25 protein-coding genes are annotated in these 23,405 nt (G+C 45.3%); 10 read left to right on the top strand and 15 right to left on the bottom strand.

The window, feature by feature from the left end; all coding sequences use genetic code 11:
- The first annotated feature begins 2 nt into the window (after positions 1-2).
- Genes THIAE_RS01100 through THIAE_RS01070 form a run of 7 tightly spaced genes read left to right on the top strand, consistent with a single transcriptional unit; the run spans position 3 to position 6,660 of the window.
- Positions 3-1,286, top strand: a complete 1,284-nt coding sequence (locus THIAE_RS01100) for an NAD(P)/FAD-dependent oxidoreductase (RefSeq protein WP_006459537.1) — start codon at positions 3-5, stop codon at positions 1,284-1,286.
- Positions 1,286-2,071 carry a DUF1365 domain-containing protein gene (locus tag THIAE_RS01095; RefSeq protein ID WP_006459538.1) on the top strand — a complete coding sequence of 262 codons (786 nt, stop codon included), beginning with the start codon at positions 1,286-1,288 and terminating at the stop codon, positions 2,069-2,071. Before THIAE_RS01100 ends, THIAE_RS01095 begins: the two co-directional genes overlap by 1 nt.
- On the top strand, positions 2,065-3,282 hold the full coding sequence (locus tag THIAE_RS01090) for an SAM-dependent methyltransferase (RefSeq protein ID WP_006459539.1): 1,218 nt from the start codon (positions 2,065-2,067) through the stop codon (positions 3,280-3,282). The genes THIAE_RS01095 and THIAE_RS01090 overlap by 7 nt, the downstream gene beginning before the upstream one ends.
- On the top strand, positions 3,282-3,824 hold the full coding sequence (locus THIAE_RS01085; protein ID WP_025299250.1) for a DUF3833 domain-containing protein: 543 nt from the start codon (positions 3,282-3,284) through the stop codon (positions 3,822-3,824). The genes THIAE_RS01090 and THIAE_RS01085 overlap by 1 nt, the downstream gene beginning before the upstream one ends.
- Positions 3,821-4,330, top strand: a complete 510-nt coding sequence (locus THIAE_RS01080; protein ID WP_006459541.1) for a chalcone isomerase family protein — start codon at positions 3,821-3,823, stop codon at positions 4,328-4,330. The genes THIAE_RS01085 and THIAE_RS01080 overlap by 4 nt, the downstream gene beginning before the upstream one ends.
- Positions 4,331-5,767, top strand: a complete 1,437-nt coding sequence (locus tag THIAE_RS01075) for a cryptochrome/photolyase family protein (protein WP_006459542.1) — start codon at positions 4,331-4,333, stop codon at positions 5,765-5,767.
- A complete protein-coding gene (locus tag THIAE_RS01070; RefSeq protein WP_006459543.1) occupies positions 5,764-6,660 on the top strand; it encodes a MerR family transcriptional regulator in 897 nt (298 codons plus the stop codon). The genes THIAE_RS01075 and THIAE_RS01070 overlap by 4 nt, the downstream gene beginning before the upstream one ends.
- Before the next feature lie 17 nt (positions 6,661-6,677).
- On the opposite strand, the gene THIAE_RS01065 is transcribed toward THIAE_RS01070, so the two are convergent.
- From THIAE_RS01065 to THIAE_RS01025, 9 genes are all read right to left on the bottom strand, one after another.
- Positions 6,678-7,121, bottom strand: coding sequence for a PAS domain S-box protein (locus THIAE_RS01065; protein ID WP_006459544.1), 444 nt, complete (start codon positions 7,119-7,121; stop codon positions 6,678-6,680).
- A gap of 113 nt (positions 7,122-7,234) precedes the next feature.
- On the bottom strand, positions 7,235-7,627 hold the full coding sequence (gene rpsI / locus THIAE_RS01060; protein WP_006459545.1) for a 30S ribosomal protein S9: 393 nt from the start codon (positions 7,625-7,627) through the stop codon (positions 7,235-7,237).
- Between the two features lie 10 nt (positions 7,628-7,637).
- Complete coding sequence (gene rplM, locus THIAE_RS01055) at positions 7,638-8,066, bottom strand: 50S ribosomal protein L13 (protein WP_006459546.1); 429 nt, start codon at positions 8,064-8,066, stop codon at positions 7,638-7,640.
- A 169-nt stretch (positions 8,067-8,235) separates the two neighbouring features.
- Positions 8,236-9,438 (bottom strand): citrate synthase, encoded by a 1,203-nt coding sequence (locus tag THIAE_RS01050; RefSeq protein ID WP_006459547.1) that lies wholly within the window; start codon positions 9,436-9,438, stop codon positions 8,236-8,238.
- A gap of 60 nt (positions 9,439-9,498) precedes the next feature.
- Positions 9,499-9,843, bottom strand: coding sequence for an iron-sulfur cluster insertion protein ErpA (gene erpA, locus THIAE_RS01045; RefSeq protein ID WP_006459548.1), 345 nt, complete (start codon positions 9,841-9,843; stop codon positions 9,499-9,501).
- 97 nt (positions 9,844-9,940) lie between these two features.
- Entirely contained in the window at positions 9,941-10,987 is a 1,047-nt protein-coding gene (gene argC, locus THIAE_RS01040) for an N-acetyl-gamma-glutamyl-phosphate reductase (RefSeq protein WP_006459549.1), read from the bottom strand.
- A 141-nt stretch (positions 10,988-11,128) separates the two neighbouring features.
- Entirely contained in the window at positions 11,129-12,760 is a 1,632-nt protein-coding gene (gene groL / locus THIAE_RS01035; protein ID WP_006459550.1) for a chaperonin GroEL, read from the bottom strand.
- Positions 12,761-12,797: 37 nt separating this feature from the next.
- Positions 12,798-13,085 (bottom strand): co-chaperone GroES, encoded by a 288-nt coding sequence (gene groES / locus THIAE_RS01030; protein ID WP_006459551.1) that lies wholly within the window; start codon positions 13,083-13,085, stop codon positions 12,798-12,800.
- A gap of 139 nt (positions 13,086-13,224) precedes the next feature.
- Positions 13,225-13,980 carry an EAL domain-containing protein gene (locus THIAE_RS01025; protein WP_006459552.1) on the bottom strand — a complete coding sequence of 252 codons (756 nt, stop codon included), beginning with the start codon at positions 13,978-13,980 and terminating at the stop codon, positions 13,225-13,227.
- Positions 13,981-14,131: 151 nt separating this feature from the next.
- Here THIAE_RS01025 and THIAE_RS01020 point away from each other — a divergent pair, with 151 nt between their 5' ends.
- Positions 14,132-16,099, top strand: coding sequence for a BCCT family transporter (locus THIAE_RS01020; RefSeq protein WP_006459553.1), 1,968 nt, complete (start codon positions 14,132-14,134; stop codon positions 16,097-16,099).
- 27 nt (positions 16,100-16,126) lie between these two features.
- Positions 16,127-17,161, top strand: a complete 1,035-nt coding sequence (locus THIAE_RS01015; RefSeq protein ID WP_006459554.1) for a porin — start codon at positions 16,127-16,129, stop codon at positions 17,159-17,161.
- Here THIAE_RS01015 and THIAE_RS01010 read toward each other — a convergent pair.
- The 5 genes from THIAE_RS01010 to rplU form a co-directional block, all read right to left on the bottom strand.
- Positions 17,158-18,507 carry an MFS transporter gene (locus tag THIAE_RS01010; RefSeq protein ID WP_006459555.1) on the bottom strand — a complete coding sequence of 450 codons (1,350 nt, stop codon included), beginning with the start codon at positions 18,505-18,507 and terminating at the stop codon, positions 17,158-17,160. The two genes, THIAE_RS01015 and THIAE_RS01010, sit on opposite strands and share 4 nt — an antisense overlap.
- 53 nt (positions 18,508-18,560) lie before the next feature.
- Positions 18,561-19,682: a glutamate 5-kinase gene (proB, locus tag THIAE_RS01005; protein WP_006459556.1), complete on the bottom strand. Its 1,122-nt coding sequence runs from the start codon at positions 19,680-19,682 to the stop codon at positions 18,561-18,563.
- A 2-nt stretch (positions 19,683-19,684) separates the two neighbouring features.
- Positions 19,685-20,755, bottom strand: a complete 1,071-nt coding sequence (cgtA, locus tag THIAE_RS01000) for an Obg family GTPase CgtA (protein ID WP_006459557.1) — start codon at positions 20,753-20,755, stop codon at positions 19,685-19,687.
- Between the two features lie 100 nt (positions 20,756-20,855).
- The gene (gene rpmA / locus THIAE_RS00995; RefSeq protein WP_006459558.1) at positions 20,856-21,119 is read right to left on the bottom strand and encodes a 50S ribosomal protein L27; all 264 of its coding nucleotides are present in this window, start codon (positions 21,117-21,119) and stop codon (positions 20,856-20,858) included.
- Between the two features lie 64 nt (positions 21,120-21,183).
- Complete coding sequence (gene rplU, locus THIAE_RS00990) at positions 21,184-21,498, bottom strand: 50S ribosomal protein L21 (protein WP_006459559.1); 315 nt, start codon at positions 21,496-21,498, stop codon at positions 21,184-21,186.
- A gap of 295 nt (positions 21,499-21,793) precedes the next feature.
- Between rplU and THIAE_RS00985 the strand changes: the two genes are divergently transcribed.
- The gene (locus THIAE_RS00985) at positions 21,794-22,759 is read left to right on the top strand and encodes a polyprenyl synthetase family protein (RefSeq protein ID WP_006459560.1); all 966 of its coding nucleotides are present in this window, start codon (positions 21,794-21,796) and stop codon (positions 22,757-22,759) included.
- Here the strand turns inward: THIAE_RS00985 and THIAE_RS00980 are convergent, their stop codons facing one another.
- A complete protein-coding gene (locus THIAE_RS00980) occupies positions 22,760-23,362 on the bottom strand; it encodes a hypothetical protein (RefSeq protein WP_006459561.1) in 603 nt (200 codons plus the stop codon).
- Between the last annotated feature and the right edge of the window lie 43 nt (positions 23,363-23,405).

Genomic DNA, 23,405 nt, shown 5'->3' with positions numbered 1-23,405 from the left:
AAATGCACAATTTAAAATCACAAAAAGTGGCCATCATTGGTAGCGGCATCAGCGGCATCGCTAGCGCATGGTTTTTAAGCCAAGCTCACCACGTCACTTTATTTGAAAAAGAACCCAGACTTGGGGGCCATACGAATACCGTTGATTTTGAACATGAGGGTAAAAAAATTGCTGTTGATACCGGCTTTATCGTCTATAACGAGCCCAACTATCCGTTACTGACGGCTATGTTTAAACATCTACACATTCACACCGCAGAAACAGATATGAGTTTTGCGGTCTCCATTGATCAAGGTCGTCTTGAATACGCCGGCAACAATCTCAACACCCTCTTTGCCCAACGCAAAAACTTATTTTCTCTGGCGCACTGGCGAATGATTCGTGAAATCTTACGTTTTAACAAACAAGCCAAAAAAGATTTACACCACCTTGACCACGACCTAAGCCTGGGTGACTATCTCACCCAACATAAGTTTAGTTCATCCATGCAACAAGACTACCTACTTCCAATGGCTGCAGCCATTTGGTCTTGCCCAACAGACACCATGTTAAAGTTTCCGGCACAGAGCTTTTTACAGTTTTTCAACAACCACGGTTTACTCAACGTCAACGACCGTCCACAATGGAAAACCGTCCGAAATGGCGCGCGTCATTATATTGAAGCGATAACCAAACACGCTAAATTTGAAACAATCCACCAAGGTGCCACCCAAGTTGAACCTAAAGTAGACGATCAAGGCAAAGTCATCATCCATACTGCCGATGGACAACAACATGAATTCGATCAAGTCGTGTTTGCTTGCCATGGTGATCAGACTTATCAACTACTTAACCAACATCCAGACTTCGCCCTCATGTCAAATTTCAAGTTTCAACCCAACCAGGCCTGGTTACATACAGATGAAAGCTTGATGCCAAAAATTCATTCGGCTTGGGCATCTTGGAATTATTTAAGCGACCTGAATCAAGATCAAAATCGTGCGGTAGCGGTTACCTATTGGATGAACCAACTACAACCGCTACGAACGGAAACCCCCATTCTAGTGACGCTGAATCCTACTCGAGAACCTGATCCAAGCAAAGTCATCGCGCAATTTGAATACGATCACCCAGTATTTGATGAAGCGGCTATGAGCGCGCAAAAAGAACTAGAAACCATCCAAGGGCATCAAGGCTGCTGGTTTGCTGGCGCCTACACCGGATATGGTTTTCATGAAGACGGCTTACGCAGTGCGGCACGTATCGCCAGACTTTGGCAACTACCCCTACCTTGGGAACATCATTAATGGCATCATGTTTGTATTTTGGTAAAGTGATGCATCGGCGTGAACAGCCGGTGGTGTATCATTTTGAGTACACTACCGCAAGCATTAAAATTGATATTGACACGTTTGAGCAAGAAGCATCTGAACACAGATTACTTGGTTTTAATCGCTTCAATCTTCTTAGCGTCCATACCCGTGACCACGGTTCTCGTGACGGCACACCTTGGCGCCAGTGGCTAACAAGCTTATTAGCAGAGTACAACCTGATGGAACCTGCCAAAATTGAGCTGGTTTGTTATCCACGAATTTTGGGCTATGCCTTTAACCCGCTTGCTATGTGGTATGCCTATGATGCTAAAGACCAGCTTTATGCGGTTGTGGCAGAAGTGAGCAACACCTTCGGTCAATGGCATCATTATGTGCTCAATCTCAGCCACCTAGATCAGGCCAAGGATCAGACTATGCAGAGTGTCGCCGAAAAAATATTTCACGTGTCACCCTTTATTGATATGCAAGCACACTACCATTTTAAATTAACCGCGCCTAGTCAACGTTTTTACACCTTTATTCAAGAAACGCAAAATAATAAAGTTTTCTTTTATGCCAGCCAAGACTATCACTTTGCGCCACTTACCACGCAAAACTTGCTAAGAGTCGCAGGGTTAGCACCGATTAAAATGTTTAAGGTCATCGCACTTATTCATTGGTGGGCATTAAAAATTTGGCTATTAGGCGGGAAGTTCCATGCCACCCCATCACACCTAAAAGATATTCGACACAGTCATTCGGAGATGAAATCATGTTAAGCAAAACAACCAGCGCCGAGTTTGATGAAATAAAAACCCCATTGTTTGGTCAATGGGTACTCAACCGCCTACCTTTTGATGCCATTGCTTATGGCTCATTAACCGTTCAAATTGGCAACAACCAACAACGCTACCAAGGCCAACACGAAGGCCTTCACGCTGAAATCAGAATCCTTAAACCCCTCAAGTTCTTATGGTTACTGATTACACAGGGTGAGTTAGGTTTTGCTAAAGCCTATTCAAAACACTTTATAGAAACACCCAACTTACATCATCTATTGCATTTTGGCGCAATGAATGAACAAGCCTTATCGCAGGTTTTACTTGGTAAAAATTGGTTTTACAGTAAGTATCTTAAGCGCCACCTAGACAACCATAATTCAGTTGAAAACAGTAAAGAAAACATTTCGGCCCACTACGACCTGGGCAATGACTTCTACCAGCTTTGGCTCGATAACACAATGACCTACTCAAGTGCACTGTTTAAACAGCCCAATGAGGATCTGGCAACCGCACAGCTCAACAAATATCATCGCATTCTTGATGAGCTAGACGTTAAACCCCAACAGCATATTCTTGAAATCGGTTGTGGATGGGGTGGTTTTGCTGAAGAAGCAGCTAAACGTAATGCTGAAGTAACCGGTATTACTTTGTCTAGAGAGCAGTTGGAGTTTGCCAAAAACCGCATGAAAAACCTCAACCTTGATCACAAAACCCAACTTAGCTTAACCGATTATCGCCATCAAACTGGCCAATTCGACCACATTGTGAGTATTGAAATGTTTGAGGCGGTTGGACAAGAGTATTGGGACAGCTATTTTAGTCAACTCAAAGCCTTACTCGCCGACCAAGGCAAAGCGGTGTTACAAATTATTACCATCGATGAGGCCTATGCCGAAAAATATCAACAAGGTGTGGACTTTATTCAAACTTATATTTTCCCAGGCGGGCTACTCCCATCAAAAACCCAACTTGTTGAACTTGCCGATCGCTATGGTTTTAAAATTACTAACAATTTTAGCTTCGGACTCGACTATGCCGAAACCCTACACCGTTGGCGTCAAGAATTTGATCTAAAACTTGAGCAGGTTGAACAACTTGGCTTTGATGATAAGTTTCAACGTATTTGGCACTACTACCTTGATTATTGCCGAGTGGGCTTTGAAACCCAACGCACCGATGTGATCCAACTAACCCTGGAGCATAAATAATGTTCAATATTAAAGCCTGGTTGCTGGTTATTACCAGCAGCTTTTTATTAGGATGCTCAAGCATGAAGATTGAAGATTACGCTGGAACTGAACCCGCCTTTGATTTGTTTAGTTATTTTGAAGGCAAAACCTATGCCTGGGGGCAGTTCCAAAGTCGCTCGGGCGAAGTAAAGCGTCGCTTTTATGTCGATATCACCGGCACGATTGACGGCGACACCATTACACTCGACGAGCAATTTGTTTATGACGACGGTGAAACTGAACAACGCATTTGGGTGATTAAACGCATTGCTCCGAACACCTATCGCGGTACCGCTGGTGATGTGATTGGTGAAGCTCATGGACGCACAGAAGGATCCGTCTTTCATTGGACTTACACCCTTGACTTACCTTTCCGTAATAGCACCATTGCAGTCAATTTTGATGATTGGATGTTCTTACAATCTAACGAGGTCATGCTTAATCGCGCCACCGTTTCTAAGTTTGGTTTTAGGGTTGGCGAGGTAACCTTGTTCTTTAACAAACAAGGCCCTGCATCATGAAACTGTTCATCAAATTAGGTTTGGTGTTAACACTTAGCGCCACGACGCTCCCTGCGCTAAGCAGCCAAAACTGGTTCGTCGCAGGCGAAGGCACCGCACGCTGGGGATTTATTAAACTTTATGACGCAACGTTACGCGCTCAACCAAGCACCACGCGCCAAAGCCTTCTGGCTGATGAAACGCCTTTGCAACTTGAGCTTTGTTATGCGCGCAGCCTCACGGTAGACAACTTTGTCGATGGAGCCAATCATGCCTTACCCGATAACTTGCCCGAAGACTTGGCTAATGCCGTTGAGCAGCTCCATCAGGCCTATCAACCCGTTAATCAAGGTGATTGCTACCTACTAGACCATATACCAGAACAGGGCACCGCGTTAATACTAAATGGTAACGAACTGGTGAGAATTGCTACGCCTGGCTTTAAAGCGGTCTATTTTGGAATTTGGATTGGCGATACCCCGCTATCTGATCGTTTAAAAAACAACCTACTAGCGAATTTACCTTAAATGCGTCAGTTAATTTGGTTTCAGCGTGATTTACGCCTAAATGACCATGCCCCCATTCATCATGCTCTAGCAACAGAACACTCCTGCCTCTTTGCCTACTTTCATGACCCGCAACTTACCCAAGGAGAAGCCAATCAGGCCTGGTTAGCGGCCAGCTTAGAAAAACTGCAGCAATCTTTAAAATCAAAAGGGGCTGACCTTTTAATCAGCGATGGCTCATTCAAAAACCATTTTGAAGATGTACTGAACCGCTATCAGATCACCGAAGTGCTTTATCATTTCGAGCAGGGTGAGCCTTATTACACTCTGCAACAACAAGCCCTTGAGGTCTGTAAACAGCTTAAAGTAAAACTGACTCCCTTTGACCAGGCCTGGTTATCCCCTGAAAGTATTCTTACTCAACAGGGTAAGCCTTATGGAGTCTATACCCCCTTTAGCAAAAAAGTTTTTAGCCTACTTGATGAGGTACCCAAAGCTGAAGGTGCCGCCAACTGGTCAAATCTAAAAACGATTGACCTTGAACCTAGCGATGCAAACATACCTGCATCCTTAGCGCGGATTAAAAACACTCAATGGGCTAAGCGCCTACTCAGTCATTGGCAAATGGGTGAGCAAGCAGCTTGGCAACAGGCAAACAACTTTTTAACGGATAGTATTCATCACTACCCCAAGCAGCGGGATTTTCCCAGCATCATGGGCACAAGTCAGCTGTCTATCCATTTACACTTTGGCGAGATCAGTTCAGTCGCTATACTTGAAGCATGTCGAAACGCTATAACTAGCAGGCCTGCTGATAGTGAAGCTATCCATGCATTTATCCGCCAGCTTATTTGGCGAGAGTTTGCACGCTACCTGTTATTCTTTAACCCCGATCTACAAACACAAGCCTATCAAGCCAAATTTAATCAACTGAGTTGGCCAGCGCCCGATGAGCAGGTCACCGCTTGGCAAACGGGCCATACGGGTGTACCAATTATTGATGCCGGCATGCGCCAATTGTGGCAAACCGGTTGGATGCATAATCGGGTGAGAATGCTGGTAGCGTCATGGTTGACCAAAAACCTCAACCAACATTGGTTAGTGGGTCAACAGTGGTTTGAGCATACTTTATTAGATGCCGACATCGCCAATAATGTGATGGGCTGGCAATGGGTTGCTGGCTGTGGTGTCGATGCTGCACCCTATTTTCGGCTTTTTAACCCCGTAGTCCAAAGCGAAAAATTTGACCCACAGGGGCACTATATCCGAAAATGGATGCCTGAATTAGCACCGCTTCCTAATCATCTCATCCATGCCCCTTGGGAAGCGGCAAGTATAATTAAACAACAATTTCCTGCACTTGCTGCGCAGTATCCGCTGCATGACCCAAACCTCAAACAAAGTCGTTTGGAACACCAACAACGGGTGCAAACTCTTAAAATGATGACCCTTACATGATGAATGAACACTCAAAAGACCACCAAGCTCTTTATCCAATCCGTGAAGTTTCACGCCTAACGGGCATAAAACCCATTACACTTAGGGCCTGGGAACGTCGGTATGGATTGGTCGAACCGGTACGAACGCCATCAGGGCATCGTCTATATACTGAAAACCACCTCGCCATCATTAAAGAAGCGATGATGTTGGTTGATACAGGTTTACCTATTAGCCAAGTTAAAGCCATTCTGACCGACCGTGCAGAATTGCTTAAACACAGCGCACCGGCCGAAGCTATCAACTGTGATTGGCATGATGTCATTCTTCAAGCTATTAGTGCTCAAAGTTACCAGCAACTTCACTCACTGACACATAGAATGTTGGATGCAAATCGGGATTATCGTTTACTGGCTACACATTTATTAAGATTGAGTCAGGCTGCTAATCTGCTTGATCCTAATAGCCTTTTTTGGCACCAGGCCTGGATACAAGAATTGAATCAGCAACTAGCGCATCGTTTGCATTTGTGGCGGCAACAAACCTATCAATCTAAAGAACTGATTCTGATACTACACCATCTTGACACGCCAAGCTGGCTTCACAAGTTGATGGGATTACATTGTTATGAACAGGGTTTGACCCCCGTATTTATTGATACACCATTTAAAACTCAAGCGGATATGCTATTACCCGCAAACCTAACGCACTTTAAAGGTGTCATTTATCTGTTAACACTTGAACAGGAATATCATCAGTTAAGCACTGACAGCTTGCTTCAGCCAATAGGTAGTTTACAATGCTGGATTATGGGACATGCTACGTTTGAAGATGAAAACCAAGCAACTGTAGCAACCGATTTACGTGCTTGGCCGTTTTGGTTTGAACCTCTGTTAATCAACCCGCGCGACTAAACAATCAAACAGTTGAATTAAGCTTTACCCTTTAAAGCCGCCAACTCTTGCTGTGCTTGTTCTAAGGCTTCACGCAAGGCCATTTCCTCAGTAACATCCTTTTGAATCCCAATATAGTAAGTTAACTTATCATACTGGTCATAATAGGGTGTTACACTCAATTCATTCCAAAATAAAGTACCATCTTTGCGATAATTTTTTAACACCGTTCTAACCGGCTTATTTGCATCGACCGCAGCGCGGATGATACGCACAGCGTCTTGTTCACGATCATTCCCTTGTAAAAAACGGCAATCCTGAAATAGGATTTCTTCGGCTGTATAGCCTGTCAACTTTTCAAAAGCAGGATTAACATACACCAAAATCGTATCGTCACCCTCTTTTTCGGCTAATACAATGCCATCTTGCGCTGACTCGATAAGGTGAAGCAATAACTCATTACGCAATGGAAACTTTTTCATAAGTTGAGAATATGCCCGATTTGACTAATGCTTAAATTCTAGCAGGATTTACAATCCTACGACAAACAAAAAACCCGCCGAAGCGGGTTTTTTGACCATCCAAAAACGTAATATTAACGTTTTGAGAACTGTGGGCGACGACGCGCTTTGCGAAGACCGACTTTTTTACGCTCAACTTTACGTGCATCACGAGTTAGTAAGTCTTTAGCACGTAGTGCTGGACGGTTACCTTCTTCGTAAGCGACTAAAGCACGCGCTAAACCGTGACGAATTGCACCGGCTTGACCAGTCGTACCACCACCTACAACGGTGATGTATGCATCAAACTTACCTTCGCTTTGAGTCGCTTCTAATGGCTGGTTAATCACCATCAAATCTGTTTCACGTGCGAAGTATTGATTCATTTCGCGACCGTTTACCGTCATTTTGCCAGAACCAGCGCGTAAGAATACACGCGCGACTGAGCTTTTACGACGACCTGTTCCGTAATATTGTTCTGTTGCCATGTTCTATTCCTTACACTTCAAGTGATTTTGGTTGTTGCGCTGCATGTGGATGCTCAGTACCAGCATAAACCTTCAACTTACGGTACATGTCGCGACCTAATGGGCCTCTTGGCAACATACCTTTGATGGCTAATTCAAGTACGCGCTCAGGGCGTGAATCAATCATCTTTTCGAAAGACATTGACTTCAAATTACCCACATAGCCAGTGTAACGGTGGTACATTTTGTTTTTACGCTTGTTACCGGTTACCCCGATTTTTTCAGCGTTAACAATAACAATATAATCACCACAATCTACGTGAGGGGTATATTCAGGCTTATGCTTGCCTCTTAGGCGTGCTGCAACTTGTGCGGCAAGGCGACCTAAAGTTTGGCCTTCAGCATCAACAACGTACCAGTCGCGTTTTACTTCCGCTGGTTTGGCTACAAATGTTCCCATTTCATTATCCTAAAATTAATGTTTAATCCTAACTGCGAATTTCGCAGCGCTCTTACTGTTTAACGGGCAATAAGGGGGGAAGGATTAATAAGACTGAGAATATTACTTAAATCTTGACAAGATTTCAAGCATTTAGCGTTAATATTTTTAATATCTGACAACCCTACACTTAAGCGTCAGGATTATTTTGTTTACTCAGCACACCTCTGATACCGTCGGAACGCTGATCCAACGATAAATAGCATGAATTGCCTGCACCGGTATAAACCTGCGTTGGCCTAAATATTTTATTGTTTTGTAACTGCTCCCGCCAATGCGCCATCCAACCTGCCGAACGTGCTACAGCAAAGATAGACGTAAACATTTTTGGATCAAAACCCATTTCTTTGTACAGAATACCTGAATAAAAGTCTACATTAGGGTAAACACCTTTATGACCTAAATGCTCTTCACAAACCCGCTCAACTTCGAGTGCGGTTTCAAACATCTGGCTCAATTCACCACTCTCACTTTTCTTTAACAATAGCTTTTCAGACAATTGCTGCAGAATGGTCGCGCGCGGATCTTTAGTCTTATATTCGCGATGCCCCATCCCCCAAATAACCTTTTTATTCGCCAAACGGTCTTCAATAAAGGCGCGGGCATTTTCCGGACGACCAATCTTTTCCAACATCTCGATGACCATCTGGTTGGCGCCGCCATGAAGCGGACCAGACAAAGAAGCAATCGCTGAGGAAATGACCGAACAAGGGTTAGCCAAGGTAGAACCTGTTACCATCGTGGTAAAGGTTGAAGCATTAATCGTGTGTTCGGCATGCAAAATCAAACAGGCGTCTAATAGACGCGCCCAATCAGGATCCGGCTCCTCACCGGTAACCATATACAAAAAATTCTCTGCATAGGTTAAATCTTTACGCGGCTCAATCGGATCATAACCATTGCGCATATGCTCCCACTGCGCCACCAGTGTCGCCATATGCGCAATAATTTTAACCGTTACATCATTAATATAGTCTTGGTTTTCAGTGCCGCCTTTCATGTATTCCGTACTGGGGTAAAAACTTGCCAAACTGGCCACGACCACCTGCAGCATATGCATCGGATGGGTCGTTTCAGGCAGATTTTTCATGATCTCACGGATGTTATATTTGACTCGACGATTAGCGCGCAGCTGCTGATCGAAGTCATTTAATTCATCGCGAGTGGGTAGCTCACCAAACAGCAATAAGAGTGTCGTTTCTTCAAATGAAGACTTTTCAGCCAGTTCCATGATGTTATAGCCACGGTAGGTTAATAAGCCTTTTTGGCCATCGATATAAGAGATTTTCGACTCCGTGGCGGGCACACCTGCTAAACCGGGGATATATTGCATAACACTTCCTTAAGACACCATTAACTAAGCTGCGTTCTCGTGTGACGAAAACACTAAAAATTACACACTAAATGACGAACCACAACCACAGGTTGAAGTGGCATTCGGGTTTTCAATCACAAAACGTGCACCCTGCAAATCTTCAAGGTAGTCAATTTTGGCACCGACCAGGTATTGAAAACTCATTGGGTCAATTAACAACTGCACGCCACTTTTTTCAACCACCGTATCATCGTCGGCAAGCGCTTCATCAAAGGTAAAACCATATTGAAAACCGGAACAGCCACCACCTGAAATATACACGCGTAGCTTGAGTTCAGGATTACCTTCATCTTGAATCAAACCATTGACTTTTGAAGCCGCCGCTTCAGTAAAGTTAACCGGTTGCATTGCTTGTTCTGACATCACACACTCCTTTTACTTGGCGAACTCAATTTGTGAATCCAAGCAGATATAGCATTTTATTATAGACCAAATCTATTATTTAAACCAAAAGCTATCACTAGGGTAACAGTGCAACCTGTTCAAGCCCCATACGTTCAGGCAAGGCGAACATTATATTCATGTTTTGAATAGCCTGACCTGCGGCGCCTTTAACTAAATTATCGATAACCGATGTCACCACCACCGTATCGCCACCTGCTGGTACATATACCGCCATTCGACACATATTTGACCCTTTCACCATTTTAGTGTCTGGCAAACTGCCTGCCGGCATAACATCCACAAAAGGTTCATCACGATAGCAGTCTTCAAACAAGGCCTGCAACTCTGCTTGAGTCTTTGGCAACGTGAGCTTGGCATAAAGCGTCGCTTCAATGCCACGAATCATCGGCACTAGATGCGGTACAAAAGTTAAATTGACTGGCTGGCCTTGAGTCATCCGCGTTAAACCTTCAGCAATTTCTGGGGCATGGCGATGGCCGCTCACGCCATAAGCTTTAAAACTTTCACTCACTTCGGCACTCAAAGAACCGACTTTGGCACCTCGTCCCGCACCACTGACGCCAGACTTACCATCGGCTACCAAAAAACCGGTATCAACCAGGCCTGCTGCCAATAAAGGCTGAAAACCAAGCTGTACTGCGGTCGGGTAACAACCTGGGTTGGCGATCACTTTAGCTTGTTTAATCTGCTCACGAAACACTTCCGGCAAACCATACACCACTTCTGACATGACTTCAGGACAAGTATGTTTCATGTCATACCATTTTTCCCATACTGCAAGATCAGTCAGACGGAAATCGGCCGCTAAATCAATCACCCGCACACCGGCTGCAATTAACTCCGGAGTTTGACTCATGGCGACACCATGCGGCGTGGCAAAAAACACCAGATCACAAGCCTTCAAGTTTTCCATATTAGGCTCACTGAATGCTAAATCATAATGACCGCGTAAATTGGGAAACATATCGGCCACGCGTTGACCCGCTTCAGAGCGCGAGGTGATTACACAGACTTCAGCCTGCGGGTGATTAGCTAACAAACGTAACAATTCAACGCCCGTGTAGCCGGTGCCACCCACAATTCCAATTTTGACCTTTTGCATGCTACTCTCCTTAATGCTTTTGCTTATTTTAGCTAAAGCCCCTGATGGCAGGCGACTATTTTTATACCCAGCCATAAAAAAACCTCGGTCAGCAAAAGCTGGCCGAGGTTCTAAGTTTACCAATCGAGTATGTTGGCTAGATTACATCATGCCGCCCATACCACCCATGCCGCCCATATCTGGTGCAGCTGGCGCATCTTTCTTCGGCAACTCCGCAATCATCGCTTCAGTGGTGATGATTAGACCTGCAACCGATGCTGCATTTTGTAGCGCAGTACGCGTTACTTTAGCCGGGTCAATGATACCCATCTCAAGCATATCGCCATACTCTTCGGTTGATGCGTTGAAACCGAAGTTACCCGAACCTTCGATAACTTTGTTTACAATCACTGAGCCTTCTAGGCCACAGTTAATAGCGATTTGACGCATTGGCTCTTCAATCGCACGCAAGGCAATTTCAATACCGACGTTTTGGTCATGGTTATCACCTTCAACATTAACCAAGGCTTTGGCACGAACCAACGCTACACCACCGCCAGGTACGATACCTTCTTGTACAGCTGCACGTGTTGCATGTAGTGCATCGTCAACACGGTCTTTCTTCTCTTTCATTTCCATTTCAGTTGCCGCGCCCAGTTTAATCACCGCAACACCGCCAGATAGCTTAGCCAAACGCTCTTGTAGCTTCTCTTTGTCATAATCAGACGTGGTGTTCGCCAGCTGAGACTGGATTTGTGCACAACGCGCCTCAATATCCTCTTTAGCACCGACACCATCAATAACCGTGGTTGAATCTTTGCCAATATTGATGTTTTTGGCTTGACCTAGATCTTCCAAGGTTACGCCTTCAAGCGTCATACCCACTTCTTCAGACACTAGGGTACCACCGGTTAATACCGCGATATCTTGCAACATCGCCTTGCGACGCTCACCAAAGCCAGGCGCTTTAACGGCTGCAACTTTCACGATACCACGCATATTGTTAATAACCAATGTGGCTAAGGCTTCGCCTTCAACGTCTTCAGCAATAATCAATAATGGACGACCTGCTTTTGAAACCGCTTCTAAAGTAGGCAATAACTCACGGATATTAGAAATTTTCTTATCGTATAACAAGACAAATGGGTTATCTAATTCAGCGACCATTTTCTCTTGATTGGTGACAAAATAAGGTGACAAGTAACCACGGTCGAACTCCATACCTTCAACCACTTCAAGCTCGTCGTGTAGTGAAGATCCTTCTTCAACAGTGATCACACCTTCCTTGCCTACACGCTCCATCGCATCAGCAATCAATTTACCGACGGCGCTATCAGAGTTAGCTGAGATTGTACCTACTTGCGCAATAGAAGCTGAAGTTTCACAAGGCTTCGACATTTTTTGAATTTCAGCCACAACCGCTTCAACCGCTTTGTGAATACCACGGTTTAAATCCATTGGGTTCATGCCTGCTGCAACCGACTTCATGCCTTCGCGCACGATGGCTTGTGCCAATACAGTCGCAGTGGTGGTACCGTCACCGGCTACATCATTGGTTTTTGACGCCACTTCTTTAACCATTTGAGCGCCCATGTTCTGGAACTTATCTTCCAACTCAATTTCACGCGCAACAGACACACCGTCTTTAGTCACAGTTGGCGCGCCAAATGATTTTTCCAACACCACGTTACGGCCTTTAGGGCCTAGCGTAACCTTAACCGCGTTCGCAAGGATGTTAATCCCTTCTACCATACGCTCGCGCGCTTCAATACCAAATTTAACTTGTTTTGCCATCTTAACTTATCCTTTTAATCGATTTGTGGAACTTGAATTAAGCGCGAATAGCGATGATATCGTCTTCGCGCATCACTAATAATTCTTCGCCATCAACCTTGACTTCCTGGCCTGCGTACTTACCAAACAACACCTTATCGCCTACTTTGACATTCATTGCGACAAGATTGCCATTATCAGCCGCCTTTCCTGGACCAACCGCCACAACTTCACCTTCAGCTGGTTTTTCTTTTGCTGAGTCTGGAAGTACGATTCCGCCCGCAGATACTTTTTCTTCTTCAAGACGACGAATGACCACACGGTCATGCAAAGGTTTGATACTCATTTATGAAAACTCCCAATAAGGTTGTAAGTTAAAGTTATGTAACTGTGAACTTCATACAAAATGAAAGCTCACAATTATTTAGAGACATGGCTAATATGGGGGTGGTAAAAATAGATTCAAGAGACAGGCAAAAAAAAATTTACTTCATCACTGCAGGCAAGTATTCAAAACCCGGTTTTGCAAAATAATAACCTTGCATCAAGCTGACGCCTAAGTCTTGATAGAACGCCACCTCTTCAGCGGTTTCAAGACCTTCCGCTAAGACGCGAATACCCAAATCATTGCAAATTTGCACCACACCACGAGCAATACTTTGTTTAACTGGATTGGAGTCAATACCACGCACCAACTCCATATCAATTTTAATAATATCGGGAACAAAACTTGCTAAAAGGTTCAAGCCCGCATGACCTGCCCCAAAATCATCTAAGGCGGTGGTAAAGCCTTGCGCTTTATACTCTGAAAAAATGCGCGTCATGTGCTTAACATCTGCTACATATTCAGATTCAGTAATTTCGAACATTAAGCGTTCCGTAGGAAAGGCAAACTGCTCGGCTGCATCAAGGGTACTCCGAATACAGTGCGCTGGTTCATAGACCGCATTCGGCAAAAAGTTAATGCTTAACATTTTGTCGAGCTGCAATTCACTGGCTAATTGAATGGCTTTAACTCGACAGGCCTGGTCGAAGACATAACGATTACCATCATTTATTTTGGACAAAACCTCACTAGCGCCCTGTCCCTGACACCCTCTTACCAAGGCCTCATACCCGAACACACAATGAACTTGGTCATCAACTATTGGCTGAAATGCAAAACTAAACTCAAAGCCCAATGGCTTATGACATTGCTTGCAACCCGACAAAATAGTTTCTACTGGAAAATGTGTTGCCATAGACTTCTCCGCAAATCATTAAAATTCAATCAGTTGACCATTATTGCACATATAGCTACTGCAACCTGTAACCAAGCTAAAATTTACACAAAATTGAGTTCAAAGACTGGATGTGTTAGCTTAAAGAAGCATATATTAAAAAGGCTTCTTCATGCAGTTATTTAAACCCGCAAAGTTTCAAATTAATCCACCCGTATTTTTCAGTTCCGCATTGCTCACCCTGGCCCTAGTTCTTTACACAATTGTATTTAACGACTCGGCCAATGCTGTGTTTTCCGCAACACTTGGCTGGATATCCGCCCAACTTGGCTGGTTTTATGTCTTGTCAGTCGCCGGCTTTTTAGTGTTTATCGCCATTATTGCATTGTCACGTTTTGGCAACGTCAAGCTCGGTACCGAACACAGCAAACCCGAGTTCACCAACCTGTCATGGTTTGCGATGTTGTTTTCGGCTGGTATGGGGATCGGTCTGATGTTTTTTGGTGTCGCTGAACCGGTGATGCATTATGTCAGCCCGCCCGTGGGTGATCCAGAAACCGCCGAAGCGGCACGTCAAGCAATGCGTATCACCTTCTTCCATTGGGGGGTTCATGCTTGGGCGATCTATGCGATTGTTGCGATGTCTCTCGCTTATTTTGCCTTCCGTCACAATATGCCGATGACCATTCGCTCGTCACTTTACCCGCTGATTGGTGAACGTATTCACGGCCCGATTGGCCATGCAGTGGACACCTTTGCCGTGCTAGGCACACTGTTTGGGGTGGCGACCTCACTGGGCTTTGGTGTGATGCAAATCAACGCTGGCTTAAACTATTTGTTTGGCGTACCGGTCGGCGTGATGACTCAAATCATTCTGATTGCAGTCATTACAGGCATTGCAACCATTTCTGTTGCCTTGGGTTTAGCCGGCGGCATTCGTCGTTTATCAATTTTGAATATGATTTTTGCCGCGGCCTTGCTGGCATTTGTGCTGGTTACCGGCCCAACAGTTTTCCAACTACAAACTCTAGTACAAAACACCGGCATGTATGTGTCTGATTTATTAAGCATGACTTTTAACCTCTATGCTTACGAACCGACTGATTGGATTGGTGGCTGGACACTATTCTATTGGGGCTGGTGGATTGCATGGGCACCGTTTGTCGGCATGTTTATTGCGATGGTTTCCAAAGGGCGTACTATTCGTGAGTTTGTGCTAGGTGTATTGCTTGTGCCGGTCGGTTTCACTTTTATGTGGATGACCTTTTTTGGCGGCACTGCGCTGCACATGATTATGGTGCAAGGCATCACCGAACTGGCGGACGCAGTAGCGGCAGACACCTCGGTGGCACTGTTCCAGTTCCTTGAACACTTGCCGCTTTCGAGCATTACCGCCATTATCGCCACGCTGTTAATTATCACCTTTTTTGTTACCAGTGCCGACTCGGGCTCACTAGTCGTTGACAGACTTACGTCCGGCGGCACCGGTGAGTCGCACACTTGGCAACGTATTTTCTGGGCGGTCATTCAAGGCGTACTTGCAGCAGGCCTGCTGCTTGCCGGAGGCTTGGGGGCACTGCAAACCGCTACCATTGCCAGTGCATTCCCGTTTGTCATTATCATGATCTTAATGGCTTGGGGGCTGGCGCGCTCACTGCGCCTTGATGTTGCAAAACACTCGGCCCTAGCCGCACCACGTTTGACCGACAGCCAAATGGACTGGAAAACCCGCTTAAAAACGCTGGTTAGCATGCCACAGAAAAAAGAAGTGCTGAAGTTTATCGACACAACAGTGACACCTGCGTTACATGAAGTATCCAATGAGCTTAAAAAACAAGGCTTAGATGCACGCGTTCAGCGTGGTGAGGATGGTCGAGCTTGGCTAGAGATCCGTCATGATGATGACCATATTGATTTCTTTTACTCCGCTCGCCCTCAGGCCTATGAACCTACTGCGTTGATTATGCGCGACGCAGCCGAAAAAGCCGAGGATGCTAAAAAATACTATCGTATCGAAGTCCATTTAGGTGAAGGCGGCCAAGACTATGACATTATGGGTTGGACCAAAGAAACCATCCTCAATGATGTGTTAGAACAATACTCACGCCATGTCATGTTTTTAAACCAAGTTAACAACTAATATTAATAAATAGGAAAATCCATAACGATGTCTATGCCACACAAACACGCTACCAAAATGACGCTCAAAACACTGGTACTTGCAATGGCAAGTACCGCCCCAGCAGGCCTGCTAGCCGCTGTTGATATTGATTTTTATGGTTCATTACGCATACAAGCGGAAACGGTGCATCCGGATTCGAGTGCAGAGTTTGCTAAGGGCGGCAACAGTAGTTACAGCAATATTCGAGATGCCTATTCAAGACTGGGCGTAAATGCCAACTGGCAAGCCACTGATGGCCTGAATCTGTTTGGTCAACTCGAAGTACCATTTGATAGTGCCAACTTTAAGGTTCAAGACCCTTATGATGATCGTCGTGATTTACGTGTAGCACAAGTCGGTATAAGTGGGGAATTTGGTACGCTGGCTTACGGTCAAATGTGGTTACCTTTTTATAATGCCATTTCCTATAAAGTTGATCGCTTTAGCACCTACTATAGTGGCTATGCCACACTCGCCTCCTTCCGCGCCTTTAATAGTGTAAGTTATTACAGCCCAGATTTTAATGGCGTGTCGTTTGCCGCCGGGGCCGTGCTTAAAAACACGTCAGATCGCGCCGATACTTTTGATGACAATAGCTATCAGTTTACCGCGACCTATAACGCCAATGGTACTGACGTTTCGTTAGGCATCGAACAAGTCGATGACAACAACGACACCCGCCTATTGGGCGCGGCGTTAGGGCAACAAATTGATAATATTTACATTGGGATCAAGTTAGAACAATCAAGTGCTAAAGGTCGCTCTGATGCCAATGTCTTTAACCTTTATGCCGACTACACGCTTAATGACTATACCTTCAAAGCAATGTACGCCGATGTCGATGGCTTTGGTGGTCAAATTTTTCATCTAGGTGCAGACTATCAATACAGCAAAAACTTAAAGACCTTTATTGAGTTTTATCAACAGGAAAAACTCTTCAACGCACTGGCCGGAGAAAAATCTGGTGGTGCCGGTGATTTTGCCAATCCACTCACTGGCGGTGGTAAAGCCCTTGCAGTCGGTTTCCGTTACGACTTTTAAGTCTTAGCGCGACCATCGGATTCGGCTTCATATTGTGATGTCGAATCCGAACTCTCTTTCACCAGGCCTGCTTCCGCAGTGCTATTAGCCAAATCAGGCCGATGCTCTTCAACCCACTCATCATCCTGGCGCGGATCCATTTCAGCCAACACATCCGCTGACGAGGCGGGAACCGGCACATACACATTCATTTGCTCATCTGGAATCCGCTCGCTCATTAATGAATAGACACCTAACACCAATGCAAACACAGCCAAAATTCCAAAAAACAATAGATTAGACAAACCCAAAGCGACACCCAGAATCAAAGGTGCCACAAAAGAGCCTGAACCATAGGAAAACAACAGCGTACGACTAATTTCGACTAGATCCTTGCTCTCATCCATCTCATCATTAGCACGGGCAACACTCAAGGGATAAATACTAAACAAGCTCATCCCCAATAAAAAACCGAGCACATACAATAGCGTTACCGACTGCGTTAGCAGGCCTGGTAATAACATTAGCAACACCAGCACACCGACGCTGAAAAAGCCAGCCCAGGCAAGTAATCGCCGACGTCCAAAGCGGTCAGATAACAAACCTACCGGCCACTGCGCAACCAAACCACCCAAAATTGTCAGCGCCATAAAAAACGCCACTACACTGGCTTGCTGGGTTAGATTTAATGCAAATAGCGGCATCATAGTATAAAAAGCGCCCACAAATACGCCACCGACAAAACTGCCCAACAATGCTAAAGGCGCAATCGCATAGATTTTAGGCATACTATAGCGTTCAAACGGTTTTAGTATCGGCTGCGTAATGCGGGTGATGGCAATCATAAATAATGACCACAACACCAGCACAGATCCCAAAATAAACACCTGTACCGGTGCGACATCGAGTGTCAGTATCAGCTGACCCAATGCGGTAGAAAGGAAGAAGATAATCGTGTAAATGGCTAAGACTTTGCCACGATCCTGGGTCGAACTTTTCTCGTTTAACCAGCTCTCTAAGACAATTAAGAGTGCGTAATAAGCAAAGCCCGATACAAAACGCAACAGCGCCCAAAACCAAGGATCATAAAACAGCGCATGCCCCAAAAAGGCAATCACCATAATCGCCGAAAAAGCTGAAAAGCTGCGGGCATGCCCAACCGTAACGATTAGTTTTTGGCTAAATATCGCTGCAAGCATCGCGCCCAAAAAAAACGCGGCATTAATCAGCCCAATAACCGACTCAGATAAACCATCTTGCTTTAAAAAGACGCCAATAAACGTCATCAACATGCCATAACCGGTGGCAAGTAATGCAATGGCTAAAAATAACGAGGAAATAGGGAGGAGGGTTTTTTTAAATAACATACAGTCAGTATAACGGTCTGGGATAGGGTTTTAAACCACTATCCCATAAAGTTTTATAACACGACGAGGTTATCACGGTGAATTAAGGCTTCATCATCTACATAGCCTAAAATATCAACTATTTTGGTGCTTGGCTGCCGCAAAATCTGTTGCGCTTCATCCCAATCGTAATTAACCAGTCCCCGCGCCACTTCTAGCTGCTGCTGATCAACGCACACCACCATGTCACCGCGTTTAAACTGCCCAGACAAGGCAGTTACGCCTACCGGTAACACACTTTTACCATGTGCTCGCACCACCTTGGCTGCGCCCTCATCTAATACTAATTGACCACGGACCTGAAGATGACCCGCTAACCATTGTTTGCGGGCGGTCATCGGTTCTAAATCAGGAATTAATAAGGTGCCATAATCTTCACCGGCATAAAGTTTAGGCAAAATATTCGGCTCTCGCCCCGAAGCAATCAAGGTAGCTGTACCCGAACGCGCCGCACGTTTGGCGGCCATCACTTTGGTGTACATACCCCCTCGACCTAATGCACCCCCTTCCGGACTGGCCATCGCTTCAATATCCTTGCGACTCACCTGCGCTTGCTTGATTAACTGCGCATCCGGGTTTTCACGCGGATTACTGTCGTACAATCCTTGCTGATCGGTCAAAATCACTAACACATCTGCACCAATCAAATTCGCTGTAAGCGCCGCTAGAGTGTCATTGTCACCAAAGCGAATTTCATCGGTCACTACCGTATCATTTTCGTTGATGACCGGTATGACACCATGCTCGACCAATGTCTGAATCGTTGAGCGTGCGTTCAAATAGCGAGCGCGATTGGACAAGTCGTCATGGGTCATCAAAATCTGCGCCGTATGCAAGCCACTTTTAGCAAACTCCGACTCATAGGCCTGTACTAAGCCCATTTGCCCCACAGCTGCCGCTGCCTGCAACTCATGCAAGGCCGTTGGACGTGTCTTCCAACCAAGGCGCTGCATACCTTCTGCCACGGCACCCGATGACACAATAATCAGCTCCACACCTTGGTTGCGCAATGCCACCATTTGCGCCACCCATTTGGCAAGCTCAGCTTGGTTAAGCCCTGAACCATCATTGGTCAGTAATGCACTGCCTAACTTAATAACCCAGCGACGTGACTTAGATAAGGCCAAACGATCCATGTTTATGCGTCTCCCCGCTCCGCCGCCTGTGCCACTTGTTCAGCTTGCTCGGCATGCAAAGCTGCTTTACGCGCAATTAAGCGCCAGCCAATTTGTTGCATCAAGGTTTCAGTATGCGTTCGTTCAGCTGCAGAAATCGCATGCACTTCACCTTCCCAACCTATTGCCGCCACAATTTCATCGCAACGTGCCTTCGCATCATCCGCGGGTAACAAATCAATTTTATTAAGTACCAACCAACGCTCTTTACCCGCCAATTCCTCGCTGAACTTGCCTAGCTCCGCTTCAACGGTTTTAAATGACGTAACTGGATCACTTTCATCAATCGGGGCGACATCAACAATGTGCAATAGCAAACCAGTCCGCGATAGATGCTTTAAAAACTGCACACCCAATCCCGCACCTTCTGCCGCGCCTTCAATTAATCCCGGGATATCCGCAATCACAAAACTATTTTCCGGTGAAACACGCACCACGCCAAGATTCGGGTATAAGGTAGTAAAAGGATAGTCTGCAACTTTTGGGCGAGCTGCAGACACAGCACCAATAAGGCTCGACTTACCCGCATTGGGCATACCCAATAAACCGACATCTGCCAATACCGCCATTTCAAGACGCAACTCACGGGTTTCACCATCTTCACCCAACGTATGCTGACGCGGCGTGCGATTGGTAGAACTCTTAAAATGAACGTTACCTAAACCATGCCGACCGCCTTGTGCTACGACTAAACGCTGCTCATGTTCGGTTAAGTCACCAATTAACTCTTGGGTGTTTTCATCAAATACACGCGTCCCCACAGGTACCGCTACAATCAAATCCTCACCTGCACGACCGGTTTTTTGATTACCCATGCCGGCTTGACCATTTTGGGCTTTAAAACGTTTGGTAAATCGAAAATCAACCAAGGTATTAAGATTAAGATCAGCAACAAAGATAACGCTACCGCCGTCACCGCCATCACCACCATTCGGACCACCAAATGGAATGTACTTTTCACGGCGAAAACTGACCACGCCGTTACCACCGCGCCCTGCTTCGACGACTATATGTGCTTCATCAACAAATTGCATTCCAATCTATACCTTGATTATCATCATTTAAATCCAATAAAAAACGCCCCGTACTTTGGAAGTACGAGGCGTTATTTTAGCACAGCGTAAACTTGGCTTATTAAGCAGTCTGCTCAATAATTTCAACGTAAGTACGTACTGGCTTGCCCTTGCTTACAAAAGCAACTTGACCTTCCGCTTTTGCATACAAGGTATCATCCTTGCCACGTCCTACATTGACACCGGCGTGGAATTTAGTACCACGCTGGCGCACAATAATGCTTCCTGCAGTAACTGTTTCGCCACCAAAACGCTTAACGCCTAGGCGTTTGGCATTAGAATCGCGACCGTTACGCGTACTACCTGCGGCCTTCTTATGTGCCATGGTTGAACCCTCTTGTTAACTTAACTTATGACGAACATAAGACTAAGAAAAAATTATTTACAACTTAGGCTGAAATACCAGTGATTTCAACTTCAGTATAGTTTTGACGATGGCCTTGCTTCGAGCGAGACTTGTTCTTACGACGGCGGAACTTGATGATAGTCACTTTCTTACCACGACCGTTACCTAAAACAGTTGCAGCAACTTTAGCGCCTTCAACAACTGGTGTGCCTAATGTTACAGACTCACCCTCACCCACCATCAAGACTTGGTCAAATTCAACATTGTCACCTTCATTAAGATTTAAAGACTCAATGCGAAGTGTTTGACCTTGACGAACTCGATACTGCTTACCACCGGTTTTAATTACGGCATACATTTGTAACATCTCCCGGATTGAAAATTCTGCTAAGATGCGGAAGCATTCATGCGCGACCCTGCGCAAGACCATCCGGCATAATAGTAAAGGCGGGATTATATAGAGTTTTGTGGAGCAGGTCAAAATAATTTCTTAATATCGAATAGAATTTTTCACCGAGCTTAGTAAGCTCACCAATTAAAAAGCCTTTTCTAGCCTACTCACTAGATATTGCCGCCGCAATAACTTTAAAAAAACCACGTTTCGTAATACACTTGCAGACCATTTAAGTCATTCTTCACCAAGGTAATTATGCATGACGCTTGCTGACATCAAAGACCTCATGGCCGAGGATATCCGCGCCACAGACCAGCTTATACTAGAACGGCTGACCTCTGATGTACTCTTAATCAATCAAATTGGTCATTATATTATTAATAATGGTGGCAAGCGTTTACGGCCATTAATTGTATTACTAAGCGCTCGTGCTTGTGGTTACCAAGGCACGCATCATCACACCATGGCTGCAGTAATTGAGTTCATCCACACTTCTACATTACTTCACGATGATGTAGTCGATGAATCGGATACCCGCCGAGGCAATAAAACCGCCAATGAAGTATGGGGCAATGCGGCCAGTGTGCTCGTCGGAGATTTTCTCTACTCACGCTCGTTTGAAATGATGCTCGAGCCAGGCCTAATGCGCATTATGCAAATCATGTCTGAATCAACCAATGTGATTGCTGAAGGCGAAGTGCTGCAATTACTCAACTGCCATGACCCAGACACTGATGAACAACGCTATATGGACGTTATTGAACGCAAAACAGCTAAGCTCTTTGAGGCAGCGGCATTAATGGGTTCAACACTCACCCAGCAAATACAATTTAATGATGCATTGGCAGCCTACGGTCGTCATCTAGGCGCGGCTTTCCAGCTGATTGATGATGTACTTGACTATACGGGTAATGCCGCTGAACTAGGAAAAAACTTGGGGGATGATCTAGCTGAAGGCAAACCCACACTCCCCCTTATCTTTGCTATGCGCCAAGCGCCAGACAGCGATGCACAACTTATCAAAGATGCAATCGAACAAGGTAATATCGCCATGATCGAACAGGTGACTCATATTATCAAGCAAACTGGTGCTATCGACTACACCATCAAAACGGCCGAACAACAAGCCAAGCTAGCTCAAATATCGCTAGACCCACTACCAGATTCAGCCTTTAAAGAGGCTATGCGCGCTTTAGCAGACCTGGCGGTGAATCGGCGCCACTAGTTACCGCACTTGCTTTTTATTTTTCGAGCTCTGCCCAGTTAACTGTGCCTGGTGAGCCGCAAACTCATCTTGCAGCCTAGCCACCTCCGCCTCAGCCTCTGCTTGCTTACGTTCTAGGAATATGTGGTACAAGTCTATATTATCTAACCGCGTTTTATTCCAATCAATCCGCTTGAGTAACCAACGAATCATATACTTAAGGATCGCTTTTTGATCGGGCGACTGATAGAGACGTAACTGAGATAAAGGCTCACCATAAATGTTATCAACAGCAATAACACTCTGAGCTATATCTGGACAAACCCTAATAAAACCAGACATGCTATCATCCAAACTTTGACTGTAATAAAGCCTAATTTCATCATTAAAATTGTAAACGACATTCGAAAGGATATTAGACTCTAACTTGCCTGTTAAGCCTATTGTTTGAATAAAGATATTCTGGCCTTTAAGAATACGAAAAAAGTGCACAATTTCAGTTGAGTCCAGCCGAGGGTGCACGGCTTCGGCCACCATTTCCATCCGCCGCACCGCCTGCTCTCGATGGATAAGCCTTTCAAAAAAAGCATCAATGGCGGGGCTAAACATGTCTTCTGGCTTCACAGCGACTCCTTAATCTAGATTTTAAGTAACGGCCACTCAACAT

Origin of the sequence: Thiomicrospira aerophila AL3, from assembly GCF_000227665.2 — a bacterium.
GTDB lineage: Bacteria > Pseudomonadota > Gammaproteobacteria > Thiomicrospirales > Thiomicrospiraceae > Thiomicrospira > Thiomicrospira aerophila.
Note: the sequence above shows the minus strand (reverse complement) of the source record. Positions and strands in the feature narration are given on the sequence as shown.